The sequence below is a fragment of the Roseivirga pacifica genome, assembly GCF_900111145.1.
GTDB classification, from domain to species: Bacteria; Bacteroidota; Bacteroidia; order Cytophagales; family Cyclobacteriaceae; genus Roseivirga; species Roseivirga pacifica.
In genome coordinates this window covers 313,952-333,654 of the sequence record NZ_FOIR01000003.1, presented here as the reverse complement: position 1 = coordinate 333,654, position 19,703 = coordinate 313,952, and the positions used below count along the sequence as shown (strand labels likewise).

The 19,703-nt window shown below is 42.4% G+C and carries 17 protein-coding genes; 12 read left to right on the top strand and 5 right to left on the bottom strand.

Features of this window, described 5'->3' with window-relative positions; translation table 11 throughout:
• Positions 1–69: 69 nt before the first annotated feature.
• Both BMW98_RS16555 and BMW98_RS16550 read right to left on the bottom strand, forming a co-directional pair.
• Entirely contained in the window at positions 70–1,377 is a 1,308-nt protein-coding gene (locus tag BMW98_RS16555; RefSeq protein ID WP_090259961.1) for an energy transducer TonB, read from the bottom strand.
• Complete coding sequence (locus tag BMW98_RS16550) at positions 1,361–1,948, bottom strand: RNA polymerase sigma factor (RefSeq protein ID WP_245733628.1); 588 nt, start codon at positions 1,946–1,948, stop codon at positions 1,361–1,363. Before BMW98_RS16550 ends, BMW98_RS16555 begins: the two co-directional genes overlap by 17 nt.
• Before the next feature lie 89 nt (positions 1,949–2,037).
• Here BMW98_RS16550 and BMW98_RS16545 point away from each other — a divergent pair, with 89 nt between their 5' ends.
• Positions 2,038–3,936: a vWA domain-containing protein gene (locus BMW98_RS16545; protein WP_090259959.1), complete on the top strand. Its 1,899-nt coding sequence runs from the start codon at positions 2,038–2,040 to the stop codon at positions 3,934–3,936.
• 59 nt (positions 3,937–3,995) lie between these two features.
• Here BMW98_RS16545 and BMW98_RS16540 read toward each other — a convergent pair whose 3' ends face one another.
• On the bottom strand, positions 3,996–4,577 hold the full coding sequence (locus tag BMW98_RS16540) for a hypothetical protein (RefSeq protein WP_090259957.1): 582 nt from the start codon (positions 4,575–4,577) through the stop codon (positions 3,996–3,998).
• A gap of 276 nt (positions 4,578–4,853) precedes the next feature.
• On the opposite strand from BMW98_RS16540, the gene BMW98_RS16535 reads away from it, so the two are divergent.
• From BMW98_RS16535 to BMW98_RS16485, 11 genes are all read left to right on the top strand, one after another.
• A complete protein-coding gene (locus BMW98_RS16535; RefSeq protein ID WP_262501609.1) occupies positions 4,854–5,612 on the top strand; it encodes a phenylalanine 4-monooxygenase in 759 nt (252 codons plus the stop codon).
• A gap of 30 nt (positions 5,613–5,642) precedes the next feature.
• Complete coding sequence (hisH, locus tag BMW98_RS16530; RefSeq protein WP_090259955.1) at positions 5,643–6,224, top strand: imidazole glycerol phosphate synthase subunit HisH; 582 nt, start codon at positions 5,643–5,645, stop codon at positions 6,222–6,224.
• A gap of 35 nt (positions 6,225–6,259) precedes the next feature.
• Entirely contained in the window at positions 6,260–6,979 is a 720-nt protein-coding gene (hisA, locus tag BMW98_RS16525) for a 1-(5-phosphoribosyl)-5-[(5-phosphoribosylamino)methylideneamino]imidazole-4-carboxamide isomerase (RefSeq protein WP_090259953.1), read from the top strand.
• Positions 6,980–7,002: 23 nt separating this feature from the next.
• The gene (gene hisF / locus BMW98_RS16520; RefSeq protein ID WP_090259949.1) at positions 7,003–7,764 is read left to right on the top strand and encodes an imidazole glycerol phosphate synthase subunit HisF; all 762 of its coding nucleotides are present in this window, start codon (positions 7,003–7,005) and stop codon (positions 7,762–7,764) included.
• Entirely contained in the window at positions 7,761–8,375 is a 615-nt protein-coding gene (gene hisIE / locus BMW98_RS16515; RefSeq protein WP_090259947.1) for a bifunctional phosphoribosyl-AMP cyclohydrolase/phosphoribosyl-ATP diphosphatase HisIE, read from the top strand. Before hisF ends, hisIE begins: the two co-directional genes overlap by 4 nt.
• A gap of 139 nt (positions 8,376–8,514) precedes the next feature.
• A complete protein-coding gene (locus BMW98_RS16510; RefSeq protein ID WP_090259945.1) occupies positions 8,515–10,866 on the top strand; it encodes a TonB-dependent receptor in 2,352 nt (783 codons plus the stop codon).
• Positions 10,866–11,327: a thioredoxin family protein gene (locus BMW98_RS16505; protein WP_090259944.1), complete on the top strand. Its 462-nt coding sequence runs from the start codon at positions 10,866–10,868 to the stop codon at positions 11,325–11,327. Before BMW98_RS16510 ends, BMW98_RS16505 begins: the two co-directional genes overlap by 1 nt.
• Positions 11,328–11,350: 23 nt before the next feature.
• Positions 11,351–12,148: a transporter gene (locus BMW98_RS16500; protein ID WP_090259942.1), complete on the top strand. Its 798-nt coding sequence runs from the start codon at positions 11,351–11,353 to the stop codon at positions 12,146–12,148.
• A gap of 299 nt (positions 12,149–12,447) precedes the next feature.
• On the top strand, positions 12,448–13,233 hold the full coding sequence (locus BMW98_RS16495; RefSeq protein ID WP_162844597.1) for a transporter: 786 nt from the start codon (positions 12,448–12,450) through the stop codon (positions 13,231–13,233).
• 18 nt (positions 13,234–13,251) lie between these two features.
• A complete protein-coding gene (gene ctlX, locus BMW98_RS16490) occupies positions 13,252–14,160 on the top strand; it encodes a citrulline utilization hydrolase CtlX (protein ID WP_090259939.1) in 909 nt (302 codons plus the stop codon).
• Positions 14,161–14,364: 204 nt separating this feature from the next.
• On the top strand, positions 14,365–14,757 hold the full coding sequence (locus BMW98_RS16485) for a hypothetical protein (protein WP_170836527.1): 393 nt from the start codon (positions 14,365–14,367) through the stop codon (positions 14,755–14,757).
• 104 nt (positions 14,758–14,861) lie between these two features.
• On the opposite strand, the gene BMW98_RS16480 is transcribed toward BMW98_RS16485, so the two are convergent.
• Together BMW98_RS16480 and BMW98_RS16475 are read right to left on the bottom strand one after the other, a co-directional pair.
• Complete coding sequence (locus BMW98_RS16480; protein ID WP_090259935.1) at positions 14,862–16,346, bottom strand: S10 family peptidase; 1,485 nt, start codon at positions 16,344–16,346, stop codon at positions 14,862–14,864.
• Between the two features lie 9 nt (positions 16,347–16,355).
• Positions 16,356–19,457: a WD40/YVTN/BNR-like repeat-containing protein gene (locus tag BMW98_RS16475; protein WP_162844596.1), complete on the bottom strand. Its 3,102-nt coding sequence runs from the start codon at positions 19,455–19,457 to the stop codon at positions 16,356–16,358.
• Positions 19,458–19,703: the final 246 nt, after the last annotated feature.

The following is a 19,703-nucleotide window of genomic DNA, read 5'->3' as shown; positions in this document are numbered from 1 at the left end:
TGCCACCATCGGTGTCCTCACCGATGGATTTGACATGTTTTTGTTGTGGTGTCAAAACTGGCTACCTGGTTAAGGCCTGAACCTTATTCGAACCTTAACTTTTGAAGCAACGGGTTCACCTCCGCTCAACACTTTTGCATTCCAATTAGGGCCTTCTTTGATAAGCCGCAAGGCTTCTTCATCGCAACCATAACCAAGCGACTTTTCTACAATGAGGTTATCAATTATCCCTGATGATTCTACGGTAAAACTGACTACCACGCGGCCTCTTATTTTATTTGCCCTCACTGCATCAGGATAGCGAATGTTGTCTTTTATGTATTGCTGGAAGTCCTTATAACCAATTACAGGTTCCGCTTCTTTGGCCTTAATGGGTTCGGTAACTGTTTGTCTGCCCAAGCCCGTTACTACCACTTCCCCAAGTGCCTGTGCATCTGGTTCAAGTTGTATACGTATAGTGTCTGGGTAAATTGGTTCAAACTCTTGGGTTACATACCCTAAAAACTGTGCTAAATAAGTAGCGCTAGAATCTGGCTGATTTAGATAGAACCAACCGTTTGCGTTACTGGAAACGCCTTGACCTGTTCCTTTTTTAAGTATGGTTACTCCGGGTAGTGCTAAGCCTGTTTCATCTATAACTTGACCGACCAAGACATTTTCTTTAGGTAAGAAGCTGGCTGCAGGAGCCTCGGCCTGTGTGTTGAGTCGAGCAGAAGCTACTCCAGCTGCTTTACTTTGAAGTAAGCTGTCATTTCTTTTTTGCAAGGCTGCTCTTTCATTCTCAACTGCCGCCTGCGAGGTAACAATATCTCCAACTTCTTCTTCAAAGATTATCTCAGCCAAAGCTTTTTCTGAAACTTCTATATCCAAGTCAATGCTGATTTCCTCTTCAACCTCATTCAATTCTATAGGTGCTTTTTCTGAGGCCTGCAGTTGAGCAGGTGCTGTTTCAGTTAATGTAGTATCTATTTTGGCAGCGGGTTGTTTGGTTTCAACTGCGGTAGTATCAACAGACTTGGTCTTTTTGTTTTCTGTAAGCTCTTTAGTAGGTAATGGGGCTTCGTTTTGTGTTAAAAGGAATATGCTGGTACATACGCCTATCAGTATTACGGCCGCAGCTAATTTTCGCCAATGGAGCCAAATCGCTGGCTTCGATTCTTCTAGCATTTCATCCAAGCGATTATCCAACGCGTGCAAATCTTGATCGAGCATTGCTTCGCTGAATTCATCAAAACCGTCCAATGCATCGGTATAGAACGAGTCGTCAAGCATTAGCTTTTCTACCTGATGCATTTGCTCGGCATTCAGCTTGCCGGCATGGTAAAGCCTGAGAATTTCAGGCGTTAATTGTTCAATATGGTTATTGTTCTTGCTCACGCAGTGTTTCTACACAAATCTTTAAGTTTCTACGTCCGTTTTGAATAAAGCTCTTCACTTTTTTCAAAGCAAAGCCTGTTTGATCACTCACTTCCTGATAACATTTCCTCTCTAAATAAAAGAGTTTAATGCATTGTTGCTGCTCATCATTCAGTTGAGAAATGCAAGTTTCTAGCTTGGTCAGGTCGGCTTCCAGTGCGTTTTCATCTTCATGATGCACGGCAGCCGGAATTTCCATAACATGACCGTTTAAATTTTCTGTTGAATGCACTTTCTGTCTGTTTTGACTTCTCAAAAACATTAGGCATTCATTCTTGGCCATTACATAAAGCCAACTTTTAAAGTTAGCCACATCATGTTTGTGTAAGTCATTTATCAGCTTCTCAAACACTTGCATTGTCATGTCTTGTGCTGCAGCTCTATCCTTCAAATACTTTAGGCAAAGTCCATAAACCAAACTCATATAGCGCTTATACAAAACGCCAAGCACCGATTTTTCTCGATTCTTTTTAAAGCTGTTTACTAGCTCTAAATCAGTTAGTTGTTCAATATGTGTGTTGCCCTTCGACAAATTATTTTCAAATTTTTTATGCCTCGTTTATGGAATCTTCAAACCCGCTGCATCCTAGGACTAAAGATTGAAACTAAAACCCATAAACCATGAAACAATTAATATTTCTTATGATGACGCTTCTGGTTGGATTCCATAATCCGGTAGAACAAAAATCTGTCCGAACCATTTCAGGGAAAGTAATCGGTGCCGATGATGGCCTGCCATTGCCAGGGGTAAAAGTGCTAATTAAAGGAAGCACCAAAGGAACACAAACTGATGCAAATGGCCATTACAGTATTCAGGTAGAAACAGGAGATAGATTGGTCTTTAGTTTCTTAGGCTATAAGACGGAAGAGCTAAAACTTCCGAAAACAGACAGGTTAAATGTAAAAATGAAACCGGATGTGCAGGCCTTGGGAGAAGTAGTTGTGACGGGTTATGCTGGTAGGCGTGAAAGGAAAAGTATGTCTGCGCCAGCCATAGCCCAAATGAATATTATGGTAGAGGATGTTCAAGAAGAGATGGATATAGACTTTGTGGAGAATGATGCGCTGATTTATTTCGACCACTATATTCCAGAAACCAATAGAGAAAGCTATGCGAAGATTGAAGAAAACGGTTTTCAATCGCCCTGGAAAAACCCATACAGTACTTTTTCAATTGATGTAGATGCTGCGGCTTATAGCAATATGCGCAGGTTCATCAATAATGGTTCTTTGCCGCCAAAAGATGCTGTTAAGCTCGAAGAAATGATCAACTATTTTGATTATGACTATGAAGGGCCAAGAGGAAAGCATCCGTTTGCTGTGTCGCATGAGGTTTCGCAAGCGCCTTGGAATGAGCAACATCAACTAGTGCATATTGGTATTCAGGGCGAGAAAATGGAAGTGCGAGATTTGCCACCTTCAAATTTGGTTTTTCTACTTGATGTTTCTGGTTCGATGAATTCTCCTGATAAGTTGCCCTTGCTAAAGAAGTCTTTGAGGCTTTTGGTTGATGAAATGAGAGAAGAGGATCGTGTGGCAATTGTGGTTTATGCTGGGGCAGCCGGTGAGGTCTTGCCTTCTACTTCAGGCAAGGACAAACATAAGATATTGGCCGCATTAGATAAGTTGAGCGCAGGTGGTTCTACAGCAGGTGGAGCAGGTATTCAATTGGCCTATAAGATTGCTCAGAGAAACTTCTTAGAGGATGGGAATAACCGAATCATTTTGGCTACCGATGGCGACTTTAATGTTGGTGCTTCAAGCGATAAGGCGATGGAGGAATTTATTGAGGAAAAGCGCAAGTCTGGCGTATTCTTAACTGTTTTGGGTTTCGGTACGGGTAATTACATGGATTCTAAAATGGAGGTATTGGCCGATAAAGGCAATGGCAACCATGCTTACATAGACAACTTGTTAGAGGCAAAAAAAGTGTTGGTCAATGAATTTGGAGGAACGCTTTTTACCATTGCCAAGGATGTAAAACTGCAAGTGGAGTTTAATCCGGCTACCGTGCAGGCTTACAGGTTGATTGGCTATGAAAACAGAAAATTGAATGATGAGGATTTCAATAATGACAAAAAGGATGCTGGCGAACTTGGCGCTGGTCATAGTGTAACCGCTTTGTACGAGGTGATTCCGGTAGGGGTGGAGAGTAGTTTTATTCCCTTAGATGATTTGAAATATCAGCAAACCGCAAAGCAAAAGTTGAGCGGAAATACCTCCGATTTAATGACGGTGAAGTTACGCTATAAAAAGCCAGATGAGGACACTTCTATCTACCTAGATACGGTGATCAAAAATCAGTCTGTGAGCTTGAACCGTACTTCTGAGAACTTCCGCTGGTCTGCTGCTGTTGCGGGTTTTGGAATGCTTCTTCGCGGTACAGACTATGCAGAATTGAACTACAATGACGTGATCAAGATGGCTAAAAATGCCAAAGGTGCCGATGAGTTTGGTTATCGAGCGGAAATGATAAAGTTGGCCGAAATGGCACAGCTTTTGACTAAAGTAAATGAATAATTTTGAGTTGTTGATTTGACCTAAACCCGGTGCTATGCTTGACCTGCATGGCCCGGGTTTTACTGTAGTATGGGTTGTCGTTTCAACTGAATAGTGATGTCATGCGGGGCGGGTTGGTTTCCTCCAAAATAGGGCCATAACCAATAGTTTTCGCCCGTGTTGCAACTAGCCGAACGTTCTAGGGCTACGTTATCAAGCCCTTCTCCCGAAAATAGATATTGCCCATTTAGTGTCCTTATTTCCATTTCAACCTCGGTGTCCAATGGGATAGCTCCCATTTCTTCAAAAATAAAGTCACCATCTCGGTAAACGTAGGCTAAAATTTGAAGCTCGTCTTCAAACCATCGCCAACCAAACCTAGCACTTTCGCGCTGGTGGTGTGCGGCACAATCTGAAAAGCCAATCAGTTTATTAATGTCCGCCTGATCGTTTTCGTTTTCCAAAGCATAATTAGCGCTGTTGTCGAACTTGACGGTTATGGAAATCCCTATTTCATTAAAGGGCTCCGATCGCGTAATGGAGTTGTGCGCCCCAGCTCGAATCGTATGGATTTCAAACCCAGTTTCAGGGTCAATATCAATGGTTTGATTGCAAGCAGTACAAAGCACCGCAAGCAGGGCAATTAAAAGTAAGTGTCGCATATTTTAGTTGAGACTAAGCTTTAAAATTAAGCAATTTTGGGTGAACCGCTGTTTGAGTGATTGAGAGTGATGGAATTGGAAAAAATCAAATTTTTGCTTGCGCTTAAAAAAAGTGGTTTTACCTTTGGGGCAATGAGTAAAGTACATGCATATCACTATCACTATTATTACCAACCCATCGGTCGGAAGCGGTAGCTGTATGCAATTTCATTAGACAAAAAGAAATTTATATATCAAACCCGGTTCCGAAAGAGCCGGGTTTTTTTATTGCCCAAAATGGAATCGATAAACAATAAAATAATGAAACAGAACTACGAAAACTACACAGCAGAAGACCAGCAAGTCTGGAAGATTCTCTTCGATCGGCAGTTTCCGGCATTGCCTAAGGCTGCCACTAAAGAGTTTTTAACTGGCCTAGAAAAGATCGACTTTACTGGCGAGGCCATTCCAAACTTTGAAGAAACCAATAAGATTTTGCGTGAGCTCACAGGATGGGAAATTTATGCTGTGCCTGGCATTGTAGAAGATTCCCTATTCTTCGATCTAATGGCGAACAAGAAGTTTCCTGCTACCACTTGGGTGCGAAAAATGAGCGAATTGGATTACCTAGAAGAGCCAGACATGTTTCATGATGTGTTCGCCCATATTCCGTTGCTAACTAATCAGGCCTTTGTAGACTTTTTGCAGGCTATTAGCAAGTTTGGTCAAGAATGGATTGATGATGAGTGGGCCATTCACTTGCTGTCAAGAATTTACTGGTTCACTATTGAATTTGGTCTTATTCGCGAAGAAGAGGGGCTGAGAATTTACGGTGCAGGCATTCTATCATCATCTGGTGAGACAAAATTCTCGCTTTCAGACGAGCCAAACCACTTTGAGTACGATGTAGATAAGATATTGGATACACCATACCGCAAGGACAAAATGCAAGAGAATTACTTCATCATCGATTCTTACGAGCAGTTGTATGAGTCAATTCCTGAGATAAAGTCAAAGATTGAACAAAAGTTGAAAGAAAGAGAAACGGTTGCTTAACCGTTTTTCTTGTTTTTAGTTTTCGAGTATATGAATGTTGTCATTATAGATTACAATGCAGGTAATACCCAGTCGGTGATATATGCACTCAACCGACTGGGCGTTGAACCTGTGCTTTCTGCCGATCAGGAAGTTATTCAAGCAGCCGATAAGGTGATTTTTCCTGGTGTGGGAGAGGCCAGCACAGCCATGAGTTTTTTAAAAGAACGAAAGCTCGATGAGGTAATAAAGTCACTCAAACAGCCGGTTTTTGGGGTGTGCTTGGGCTTGCAATTACTTTGTAAGCACTCTGAGGAAAACGATACTGACTGTCTCGGTATCTTCGATATCAATGTGAAGAAGTTCGAGCCAAAATTGAAGGTGCCCCAAATGGGCTGGAACAACCTAGAGGCGATGAATAGCCCGCTGTTTGATGGGCTGAACGAAGCGCCTTATGTGTATTATGTGCACAGCTACTATGCCGAATTGAGCGAGTACACTATCGCTGAAACGAATTATGTAAATCGCTTCTCAGCTGCGTTAAATAAGGATAATTTCTATGCATTGCAGGCGCACCCAGAGAAAAGTGGCAAGGTTGGGGAGCAGATTTTGAAGAACTTCCTTTCTCTCTAATTAAACATTCACCATTAAAAATTAAGAATTAAATCATGAAAGTGATTCCCGCCATAGATATTATAGATGGAAAGGCAGTTCGCCTGACCAAAGGCGATTATAATCAGAAAACAGAGTATTCAGATAGTCCGTTGGCTGTGGCCAAAGAGTTTGAACAAGCTGGTATAACTAATCTTCATCTAGTCGACCTGGATGGAGCAAAGGCTCAAAAGCCTCAGAACTTGTCGATTTTGGACTCTATTACTTCGGAAACCAATTTGGATGTCGACTTTGGTGGAGGTGTTAAGTCGAACGAGTCGCTTGAGGCCGTATTTAAAGCGGGTGCAAAGCAAATTACGGCTGGTAGTATTGCTGCAAAAGACAAGCCGCTGGTAAAGGGCTGGCTGAAAGAATTTGGTGCCGAACGCATTGTTCTTGGTGCTGATGTGATTAACGAGCAAATAGCCATCAGCGGCTGGCAAGAGGACTCAGGGCTTGAATTGTTCTCTTTTTTAGAGGAGTATATTGATGCTGGCGCGCAGTATTGCATTTGCACCGATGTTAGCAAGGACGGCATGCTGCAAGGGCCGGCAATAGACTTGTACAAGCGAATTTTAGCGCGTTTTCCTGCTCTTAGACTAATTGCGAGCGGTGGAGTGGCTGAACTAAGTGATTTAGAAGCGCTGAGCCAGATTGGTGTGTATGGAACCATTGTGGGTAAGGCATATTATGAAGGCCGAATTAGCCTTGAGGAGTTGGCTGCATTCAATTCATAAAACATCCATTAAAAAGAAAGAAGGTGTTAACAAAAAGAATTATTCCCTGCCTAGATATTAAAGATGGCAGAACAGTAAAAGGCGTAAACTTTGTGGAGCTACGCGATGCTGGTGATCCTGTGGAGCTGGCTGCTCAATATGCAAGAGAGGGAGCCGATGAATTGGTCTTTCTGGATATTACTGCCACGGTAGAAAAAAGGAAGACATTGGTGGAGCTGGTGAAACGTGTAGCTGCTGAAATAAATATTCCATTTACGGTAGGTGGTGGTATTAGTACTAAGGAGGATGTGTCGGCTTTGTTGGATGCCGGAGCCGATAAGATTTCGATCAATTCTTCGGCTGTAAAGCGTCCCGAATTGATCAATGAATTAGCCTTGGAATTTGGAAGTCAATGCGTAGTTGTAGCGATTGATACACGCTTGGTAAATGGTGAACATATTGTGCATGTGAGAGGGGGTAGGACAGCTACCGAGTTACGCACAATTTCATGGGCAAAAGAGGTGCAGGACAGGGGTGCCGGAGAGATACTTTTAACCTCTATGGACCATGATGGAACCAAGGCGGGATTTGCCGATGCGCTGACTGCAGAGGTGTCTGAGATGTTGTCTATTCCGGTGATTGCATCAGGGGGAGCTGGGGCTATGAATCACTTTGTAGATTCCTTTACTAAAGGCAAATCGGATGCGGCATTAGCGGCAAGTATTTTTCACTTTGGAGAAATTTCAATTCCAGCATTAAAGAATTATTTGAATACTGAAAACATCCCGGTAAGGATAGAAATATGAGAACATTATCATCAATAAAAGAATTGGATTTTAGTAAGGAGGATGGTCTAATTCCGGCTATCATTCAGGATGCGCGAACGGGCAAGGTTTTAATGCTCGGGTACATGAATGAAGAGGCATTGGAGAAGACTTTAGCTACGCAGAAAGTGACCTTTTTCAGCCGCTCCAAAAATCGACTTTGGACCAAAGGTGAGACTTCGGAAAACTACCTGAGGTTGGTGTCTATTTCTCCCGACTGTGATCAAGATGCGCTCTTGGTAAAAGTCAATCCGGAGGGCCCAACGTGCCACACGGGAACAGATACTTGTTGGCAAGAAGAGAATAAGAACGATCTTCAATTCTTAGGTTATCTTACCGATGTTATAAAGGAGAGAAGGCAGTTGCCAACTGACGAGTCTTATGTAGCTCGACTTTTTTCTAAAGGAATAAATAAGGTTGCGCAAAAGGTAGGAGAAGAAGCTGTTGAGGTGGTGATTGAAGCTAAAGATAATGATGATAAACTCTTTCTAGACGAGTCTGCAGACTTGCTTTTTCACTATATGATGCTGCTTGAAGCTAAAGGGTTTTCTCTTTCTGATGTTGTGTCTATACTTAAAGAAAGACATAAATAGATGTCAGTTAAAATACTGAATGATAGTTTTTAATCTAATTAATTTAGATTAATCTAAAAATTAAAATAGATAATATCTAAAAATATTATTTGAACTAACTTATTGATGGCTTAGGTTTGTAAAAACTTTTAAGCCAAATATGAGGTGTCTTTTACTTTCCAGCTGTCTTGTTTTTTGCTACCTATCGTCTTTTGCTCAAGGAAGTATCGTAGGTATTGTCAAAGATTTTGAAGGTCCACTGCAAAGCGCAGTGGTGGTGGTCGGTAATACCAATAGGGCTACTGTAACCAATGAGCATGGTCGGTTTATTTTTGAAGACCTTCCAGTAGGAGTAGTTCGGCTCGTGGTGTCCTTTGTTGGGTACAAAAATGAGGTGGTTGAAGTAACTGTCGAAAATGACAAAACCGCAACAGTTGAAGTTCATGTTATCCCCGATGTACTTGGCTTAGATGATGTGGTGGTTAGTGCTTCTCGATATGAACAAAACCGAAGAGAAGCACCAGTTCGAGTAGATGTGATCGGGCAGAAAACATTGAACTTAACTCAGTCAGTTAATCTGGCAGAAGGGCTTAATTTTCAACCCGGTTTGAGGGTGGAAACGAATTGTCAGAATTGTGGATTTACCCAAGTTCGCATGAACGGTCTCGAAGGTCCGTATACTCAAGTATTGGTGAATAGCCGGCCGGTGTTTTCTGCACTTGTAGGTGTGTATGGATTGGAGCAAATTCCAGTTTATATGATCGACAGGATTGAGGTTGTTAAAGGTGGTGGCTCTGCCCTCTACGGTTCGAATGCCATAGCCGGAACTATCAATATTATTACTAAAGAACCTGTGCTTAATACTTGGGAGGTTAAGTCAAATTACGCCTCGATCGATGGGCAGTCGAATGACTTCAATCATACCATAAATGGAGCCTACGTGGCCAACGATTTAGCCTACGGAATATCTGGTTTTGCAAGCTTGAGAAACCGCGAATCTTACGATGCAAATGGTGATGGTTTTACCGAGATGGTTGAGCTCGAATCGGCCTCTGTTGGCACTAAGTTTTTCTACAAGCCAAGGCCTTCTACCAAACTTACTTTAGATGCCAGTTTAATTGATGAATACAGGAGAGGAGGGAACCTGCTTTCTCTCCCTCCTGAATACACTGATATCACCGAACAGCTAGATCATAATATTGTGATGGGCGGTTTGAATGTAGATCAGATTTTGAATGACGGTATTGATAAGCTTTCACTGTACGGTTCTATTCAGCATACAGATCGCGATAGTTATTATGGAGGTTTGGGAGGGAGTTACACCGCTCAAGATAGTTTGTTGGCAGCTAATGCTTATGGTGAAACAACTGATCAGGCTTTAGTAAGTGGGGTGCAATGGAGCCATGCCAATGGCGGTACCCATGCTTTTATTTCGGGTGTAGAATTACAGCATAATACTACCGATGATAGAATCCCGGGATATAATAGAATCGTAGATCAACAGGTAACAAATTTGGGGGCGTTTATTCAATGGGAATGGCAAACCAATGATAGGTTAAAGCTATTAAGTGGTGTCCGTTTTGATCAATCAAAGGTTTCTGGTCTTTATGAGCTGGGGGATATTTCAAGAAGCATAGAAAATAAGCTTTCCGTTTTAAGCCCGCGTTTTACCATGCTGTATGATTTGTCTCAAAATTGGCAATTTAGAGGAGGGTACGCCCGTGGATTTCGGGCTCCTCAAGCCTTTAATGAAGATCTTCACATCTCTTCGGCAGGTGGCGAGCCTCTGTTCGTAATTATTTCCGATGGGCTAGATAAAGAAACTTCCGATGCGTTTACGGGCTCCTTTAGTTATACGCAGACTGAGGCTAGTAATCAAATTAGTTTAGTGATTGAAGGTTTCTATAATCGTTTAAATAACCCTTTTGTGTTGGTTAATACTGGCAGTCAGTTGCCAAATGGCTCGTTGGTAGAAGAGGTGCGTAATGGTGAGGGTGCATATGTAACAGGGGTGAATTTAGAGCTAAATTATGCCACCCAGTCTTGGACGTATCAGTCGGGTTTTACTTTACAGCAATCAAGGTATGTGGAGGAACAAGTGTTGTTTGAACCTGAAGGTAGTGCAGAGGGTAGCACAGTTGTGAGCGATGAGTTTATGCGTATGCCTAACCATTATGGTTTTTTCAATGTGAGTTATAGTACCGAAAAGGATTGGCAATTTTCTTTCGCCAATGTGCTTACTGGGCCAATGAAGGTGCCGGAAATTTTACAAAGCACCGGCCAAATGGTTATTCGCAATTCGGACTGGTTTTGGGATAGTACCATAAAGGTGGCGCATCATTTTCATTTGGGTAGCAAATTGCACTTGGAGGCAAGTGCAGGCGTGCAGAACCTTTGGAATAGTTATCAAAGCGACTTTCAGACAGGACCAACGAGAGATTCTGATTACATCTATGGTCCGGGCAGACCACGAACTTACTTTGTAGGCTTAAAAATTGGCAATAGAGATTAATGAGACTGCTTCTGCTTATATCTTTGTTTTCAGTTGTAGCCTTTTCACTTAAAGGGCAGAAAGTAAATTGGCTGAGCTTTGAACAACTAGATTCAGCTATGGCGGCCGAACCAAAGCCTGTTTTTGTGGAATTCTACACGAGTTGGTGTGCCTATTGCAAAAAGATGGAGCGAGAATCGTTCAATCATCCCGAAATCGTCAAGGAGTTGGCGGCTTATTATGCGGTACGTTTTGATGCCGAATCGAAAGAAGCTGTGATGTTTGATGGTTTGAACTATTCTGGGTTAGAAGGGCAGCGTTTCCACCCAATTGTAAACCTGCTAGCAATGAGGAAAAACAGTGTTTTTGCACCACCAGTACTCATTTTTTTAAATAAAGACATGAGGGTCGAAGGCCGGTCGTTCGCATACATGAGTCGTGCCGAGCTCAAAAAATCCTTGCGTTCATTTAGTAATAAATGACGATTTAATATAAGTTTGTTGCTATGAGAAGAACTTACCTATTTATCATTTCACTGTGCCTTTCCAGCTTATTGCTAAAGGCACAAGATGGGCCAAAAATTAATACTGACCGACCAAGTGCTTCTGAGTCGGCTTACTTGCTAAGAAAAGGCGATTTCCAGATTGAAACAGGTTTTCTATATGCCGAATTCAACGAGGAATTGCTGGGGTCAGATAATATAAAAATTCAAGCCATTACGCTCAATTCTACAGCTTTGAGGTATGGGGTTTCCGATAAGTTCGAATTAAAACTTACACAAGGACTTAATAAGGTTCGTGTGAATTATGGGGACGGACGTATTACTAGCGATGTTCAGGTTGTTCCAACCCTCATCGGTTTCAAAGCAAACATTGTAGAGCTTGGTGAGTCTAATACACAGTTGAGTTTTCAGGGAATGGTTGGTGGAGACCTATTTATGGAAGATGGTGAATTTGGTCAGGCTGATTTACGATTGATGATAGATCAAGTGATTGCTGATAATTTTTCAGTAGGTGGAAACGTAGCCGCAAGAGTACTAAATGGGTTTGAAGATACTGGTTTTGCGTATTCCGTATATGGTGCTGCTTCACTTTCAAATGCAGCAGGTTTGTACTTAGAATTCTTCGGTAGTCTGTTTGGGGATGATGCATTCTTACCAGACTCTCACGAAATTGACGCAGGTTTTACTTATGCCATTAACCCTACCATGCAGGTAGATGCCATGGTTGGCTTTGGCCTTTCAGAATTCGCAAACGACTTTACTTTTGGTTTCGGGTTTAGTGCTTTAATACCGCATAAATAGGCACGCATTGAGCGTTTTCTTTAAAATTGTTAGCCCATTGATTGGGCTTTTTTATTTCACTCATTCTTTTCGTACAAGAATAAAACTATCGAATGTGTCGTATCCTCATGGCCTCTTATGAAACCATCTATTTCTACTTTTCTTAACTGATATAGGTATTGGTAAGCTATAAGCTCACTTTTCAGACTTAAGTAATCGAAACTGTTGTGTTAATGATTTTTAAGGTAAAATATGTTAAACGAAGTTGTGTTATATAGGATTTAATTGAGATTATATGCTAGTTGTGTATTATGAAAAACATGTACATAATACCTCTTCTGCTCTGTTTGTTTACTACAGCCATTAATGCACAGGATGTTTCAAACCTCATCACCGATCGCCCAAAGTCATCGGTGTCCTCCTTCCTTTTGCCTAAGGGGAGCTTTCAAATAGAAACCGGCTACTTTTATTCCGAGAATAAAATTGACTCAGATTATGAGTTCCGTGAGTATAATTTAAATACCACGCTTGTTCGCTACGGTTTGGGTAGGTCTGTTGAGCTTAGGCTTTCACAAAGCCTTAATCGATTTAGTATAACTGAGCCGGATGGTACTTATAATATGACCTCCAGTATTCGAGGTATTCCGACTTTAATTGGAGCGAAAGTTAATTTGGTGCCATTAAAAGAGAAAACCCAGCTGAGTGTTCAGGGGATGTTTGGTGGAAACCTTTTTGATGTTAATGATTTTGATAGCTTTAATACGCAAGTTGACTTTAGGCTTATGGTTGATCACCTGATAAGTGAAAGGCTATCCATAGGGGGTAACTTTGGGGTGAATTATTATGATGAATCAAGCCAAACAGGTGTGGTATACAGTGCTTATGCCTCTAGAGTATTAAGTAAAACGGGTAAGCTATCTGCGTTTGCAGAGCTTAACGGGGTATTAATAGATGAAAGTGAACATGAACATTATGGAAACGTTGGTCTAACTTATGCTATTAAGCCCAATATGCAGATAGATTTGATGACTGGGTTTGGTCTTTCTGAGGCTGCCAAGGATTTTACCTTCGGCTTCGGCTTTAGCGTTTTGCTACCTCATAAATAAGATGCAAATTCGCCTCTAATGAGGCAGGCTAGTAAAAGAATAATGATGGTTCGGCCAAAGCACTTTGGGTACGACCCAGAGACCGCTGAATCGAATGCTTTTCAATCGAGTGAAGGTGCTCAAAAGTACGATGAAATAGAGCGATTGGCCATAGGCGAATTTGATGCTGCAGTTGAAAAACTACGCCATAAAGGCGTAGAAGTAGAAGTGATTGAGGATACAGATTCGCCAAAAAAACTCAATGCTGTCTTTCCAAATAACTGGGTTTCGTTTCATGACGATAAAGTAGTGCTGTACCCAATGCTTACGGCCAGTCGCAGGTCCGAAAGAAGGTTGGATGTCGTAGAGCAATTTCAGGCTCAGGGATTTGTGGCTGATGAAGTGATTGATCTAAGTAATTACGAGTCTGAGGATAAGTTTCTCGAAAGTACCGGAAGCATAATATTCGATTATGAGCATAAGTTGGCTTATGCATGCATCTCTCCAAGAACCGATGCACAACTCTTTGAAAAACTCTGTGAAATAACTGGTTTCGAGCCTATTGCATTTTATTCTTATGATGAACACGGGCAGGAAATTTACCATACCAATGTAATGATGTGCATTGCTAGTGATTACGTGGTGATTTGCTCGGAATCCATTCCTGAGGACCAACGATCTGAGGTGCTGGGTGCTCTCACCAAAACAGGTCATGAAATTGTAGATATTTCTTTAGCTCAGGTGCATCAGTTTGCGGGGAACATGCTCGAGTTGGAAGATAAGAATGGTCAATCTATCCTAGTGATGTCAAAGGCTGCTTTTCTGAGTCTTACAAAAGCTCAAGTAGATATAATTAGTAAGTATTCTGAGCTATTGGCTATTCCAATTCCGACCATCGAAAAGTACGGGGGCGGGAGTATTCGTTGTATGATGTGCCGTGTCAATTAACAAATTTTAGTAAATTTTTATTCGTTTAAGAATCTGGATAACGAAATAATATTCTGTTTGTCTTACTGTGGATTTTCAGAATCGTAATGCAATAAGCGTTTGCAGAACGAATAAAAGTGCTTACATTTTTTAGTTTGCAAAATTACTTGTAACTGCTTGATATTTAAAGGGTAAGCATTGTTTTAGAAAATTTTCTAACTACCTTTGCACCCGCTTTTGGGAAGTGGGATGGATTTTCATGTTGAGGTTTTAAGTGAAGTTGGAGTCATTTCAGGTAAGGTTGAAGGTGATTTGACATTAGTGGTGGCGAGAGAATACCTCAGGCAGGTGAACAGAGCTATACGTGATAGTGGTGTTGAGCGTATAGTTTCGGATCTCCGTAGTAGTAGTGTTAAGATTAATAAGGTTGAGTTAGAGTCCCTTTCCAAAGAGCTTGTTCAACTAGGAACGAAGAAGGTTTGTAGGCGCGCGATTGTGTTGAGTGGTGATGTGAATGTCTACAAACAGTGGGAGAATTTTAATCTTCGTGAGGGGTTTCATCATTTGAAACTCTTTGTAGATAAAGATCAGGCAATGGAGTGGTTAGTTGAACATTAGATAAAGAGCCCCGCAAGGGGCTTTTTTGTTTTCATTTGAGATTAAAAAAGGGAGCAGTTGCTCCCTTTTTTAGTTTTGAGTATCCGATTTCTATGGTCTCGCCTTTAGTACTTAGCTGGTGTACCAGAAGGAGGAATACTGTTGTTAATAAACACTCGGATGTCCTCATTTGCATTCTTCAGATCTTCAGCCCTTAGGTACATCATGTGTCCACTTCTGTAGCCTTTAAAACTCATTCTGTCTTTCAGTTTACCACTTGGGTCCATATGCCACATATTGTACTTAGCATTGTAGTAAGTGGTGGCACCATCGTAGTAACCCGATTGGGTCATTACGTGAAGGTATGGATTCATGGCCATGGCTTGGCGTAGGTTTTCACCGGTTCGGTCGCCACTTCTATCCCAAGGGTGAACAGGACCAAACATGTTGTATTTAACGTCTGTATTGTAACCAAACTCATTCTTAAAGTAGTCGTTAATGGCCGGAGTGAATGAATGCAACCAAGAAGTGAGTTCTGAATTGAAGTCAGGTCTTGTGCCAGCATCCATTCTGTCAATGCCTTTATAACGAGAATCCAAACGGCCTACTGTGTGGCCTTCGTGGCGCAATAGATCTTTCCAGAAAAAGCTTTCAGGCACATCAAGGTTGTGCTGTCTGATTACTTCTTCATCCAACCCAGAGAAACGGGCAAAGTTCTTAATAGCATCGTTCTTTTCGCTGTCCGTAATCCATGCGCCTTTGGCAATGGCAGGGATCAAATGGTTTTGCGTATAAGCTTCAGATTCGGCCAATACCTCATCTAGGTCTTTGCTTTGTAAGTCAGCCGGCAGTTGTTTGTGATACCAAGCTGCTGCAGTAAAGTAAGGCAGTCGGTTGGCCAGTTCAATTGGTCCAGAGCGGTCAATACCAAGCTCTGTTGGCGATACTAGGATTACACCGTTTAGGTACATCCAATGGTTGTTTTGCAATTCGTAAGAAAGGCCAGAAACACGGGTAGTTCCATAGCTTTCACCAATTAAGAATTTAGGCGAATTCCAACGGTCATTTCTCGTTACAAAGGTGTTGATCCATTCGGCCAAGTAGCGAATGTCTTGGTTAACACCAAAAAACTGTCTTCTATCTGCTTCAGGATCAACAATGCGCGAGTAACCGGTGTTAACTGGGTTAACAAATACGATGTCTGCAACATCTAAAATTGAGTGTGGATTATCCTTGTAGCCATAAGGTTGAATTGGATAACCTTCATCGTCAATTTTTAGAATTTTAGGACCAGTATAAGCCAAGTGCATCCAAACAGAAGCAGAGCCTGGGCCACCATTAAATGATATTACCAGTGGTCTGCTGTCCATGTCTTTCGTATCGGTTCTTTGGTAGAAAGTATAAAAAAGCGATGCGACTGGTTTGCCTTCTTCGTTCCAAACGGGTTGTGTTCCGATAGTGGCTTTGTAAGGCACTCTTTTGCCTTTAATGGTCACTTCTTTTTCTATGGTTTTGGTAAACTCTACCTCCAACTTTCTTTCCTGAGCAATGGCAGTGCTCAGAAAGCAGCACATGAGTAGTGCCGCAAAAAATGATCTGTGGTTTTTCATAGTTCTCAATTATTCAATTGTGATTTTTTGGTCTTTTTTCAGCCCACGGTTTAAGCGTGGAATAGTGTTTTTAACTACTTGTTCGCGCTCCGCTGCCAATTTTGAAATCATGCTTGTGTAGTAGTTGAACTGCGCATGTTGATCGGTGGTCCATGGGCCAATGTAGCTACTCACTTCAAAATAGAGCGATCGGGTGCGGCTGAATAATTCATTATACTTTCTGTTAATCTCGTCTAATGGTGCAAGGGTTTTCTCATCTAGCGAAACACCTTCCTTTTTCAACTCATCTACTTTCCAGCCCGCCAATTGTGTCGCCTTCATCTCATCAATTACTTGCTCATAAAGGCTTGTAATTTCGAAAAGTGATTCATTCCATTCTCTACGTACATCAATGTCGATGTTGAGTCTTGGGTCGTCAGAAACCTTGAAAGACTGCTCGTATTGCTGACCATTTACAGTGAGTTTAGCAACGTAAACGCCAGGCATTACTACAGGCCCACCCATTTGATACCCCCTTCTTCGGCCATTGCTATTAGGTCTGCTGTTTGTAGCTTTCAGGCTTTCGTGCTGAAGGTTCCAGTGCACCCTGTGTAGGCCAGCCTTATTGGTTGGGTTTAGGGTTTGAACGAGCTTTCCACTCAAATCGAAAACTTCTAACGTTATGTTTTCTTTGCTAACCTCAGACTTTAAGTAATAGTCTATTTTGGCGCCATATCGAGGGTTTTCACCGCGATAGTACATGTCGCCAGTGTGCGCACCGTCATTGGTGTAGTTAATTTGCTCTGCTTCACCAATGCTGAATAAGGCTGCTTGCTGGCTTAGCACCTCTGGTGTCAACTCTTGCAGTGCACTGATCTCATCTAGGATCCAAACACCGCGGCCGTGTGTTCCAAGTACTAAGTCGTTGTCTCGTGGGTGAATCACTAAATCGTTGAATGGTAGGGTAGGCATGTTGCTTTTTAACTCCACCCAGTTTTTGCCTCCGTTGTTAGAAATAAACAGCCCCAATTCAGTTCCTAAATAAAGTAGGTTAGGGTTTTTAGGATCTTCTCTCAAAGTTCTCGCTACCCTGTCTGCTGGTAAGTCGCCTTCAATCGATGTCCATGTTTTTCCAAAGTCATTGGTTTTGTATACATAGTTGTTGAAGTCGTTGTTGCGGTAGTTGTTTATCGCAACATAGGCTGTTCCCGCAGTGTGGCTCGAGGTTTCAAAAGTGTTGATCCAAGTTCCTTTTGGTAGACCGTTTAGTTGGCCCGAAACATCATTCCATGTTTGACCATCATCCCAAGAAACTTGCAGAAGACCATCGTCAGTTCCAGCATACAGCATGCCTGGCTTGTGTTTGTCTTCCGCAATGGCAGTTAGAGTAGGGTAGTAAGGAATACCATCGTCCAATGAAGGCGTATGCTCATCAGCACGTCTGCCCATAATTTTCAACTCCCTACGGTTTACTTTAGTGGTTAGGTTACCAAGCGATTTCCAAGTAGCACCGTTGTCAGTACTCTTCCAAAGTTGGTCGGTACCCGCATAAATAGTATGTGGGTCGTGATAAGAAAGGAAGAACGGCCCATCCCAGTTGCCCGGAGCCATTGCGTTGCCTAATTCCGGTTCAGGAACTCCCGGCCCCCAGGCATCCCAGTTTCTTCTTGCTCCAATTTTACCCTGTGGGTCACCTGGGCGGATCGATTGGCGCTGGCCAGTATTCATATCTAACCTGGCTAAGCCTAGGTATTGAGATTCTGTATATACTACATCAGAGTTTGCGTGATGGGCTAGGTTAAGAAAACCATCGCCACCGCCAAGTCTTTTCCAGTCGGCATTAATAATACCGTCTCTTCTGTAAGTTTCACTTGGGCCAACCCAGCTACCATTGTCTTGCAGGCCACCGTATACATTGTAAGGCTTGGCCATGTCTACAGAAACACGGTAATATTGGCTTAATGGTAAGTTGCTTACATATAGCCACTTAATGCCTCTGTCGTAAGAGATACCAATACCTCCGTCATCACCTTTAATTACATGGCGAGAGTCGTTAGGGTTTACCCAAATAATTCTGTCGTCTCCGTGCAGTGATTGGCGTGGAGCTGTAAAAGTTCTACCGCTATCGCTAGAGTAGCTGTATTGGTTCATCATGTAAACGCGCGACTCATCGCTTGGATCAACTAGCGGTTGAGATGCGTACATAGGGCGTGGGTTCCAGTCGCTCATGTGCTCCCAGCTTTCGCCTTTGTCTTTAGAGCGGTAAAGTCCTGCTCTACGTTCATTATAAGCAGTTGATGCATTGTATTGAAAGCCTTGTTCTAGGGAAATGAATACTACATCAGGGTTCTTTCGGTAAATGGTAATGCCTATTCGGCCATATTCTCCTTCAGGTAATCCGTTGGTCAGTTCTTTCCAAGTTTTACCCCCATCGGTAGATTTGTGTAGGGCGCTGCCTGGTCCGCCACCATCAAAACCGTAAGGTCTTCTTCTGCGCTGGTAGGTGGCCGCATATAGAATATTCGAATCTTCTGGATCCATCGCAACATCTACCACACCAGTGTCTTCGTCTACATAAATCAGTCTATCCCAGGTGTTTCCACCATCGGTAGATTTGTACAGTCCGCGCTCTTCATTTGGCCCCCATAGGTGCCCCATAGCGGCTACATAAACTATGTTAGTGTCGGTTGGGTGGAGCACAATTCTGCCAATATGGTGAGAGTCTTTCAGCCCCATGTTGGTCCAGGTTTTTCCGCCATCATGCGATTTGTAAACACCATCGCCCCAAGAAGAGCTTTGACGGTTGGCACGCTCACCGGTACCTACCCAAACAATGTTGGGTTGCGCTTGGTGAACAGCAATGTCGCCAACAGAGTGGGTACCTTCTTTTTCAAATACAGGTTCGAAGGTGATGCCATTGTTGGTGGTTTTCCATACACCACCTGTAGATGTGGCAGCGTAAAAGGTGTAAAGGTCAGATTCTACCACGGCAAGGTCTACAATTCGGCCACTCATTGTGGCAGGGCCGATATTTCGAAGCTTTAGTCCGTTCAGCATCTCTGAGGTGAGTTGCTGTGCCTGCGTGGTTGTAATAGCCAATATGGCTAGCAATGCAGTTACTCTTAGTTTCATGTTAAGCATAATTCAGTATAGCCCTTAAGATAGCTATGAAGGCGCTGGTATGTGAGCAGTTTTTGAAGAGTGGTGGGGAAGGGGCTCAAATTTAGGAGCTAGGTTGATGTTATGAGAATGGTAAATCGTTAATAGATAGTTAGTTGTGAAAAGCTGTGTGGTCATGTTTTGCTGTTAGGTAGACCTACACGACAGTTTACGCACAAAACTGAACGGTTTGCGCACATATTTCTCATTGATGTTGAG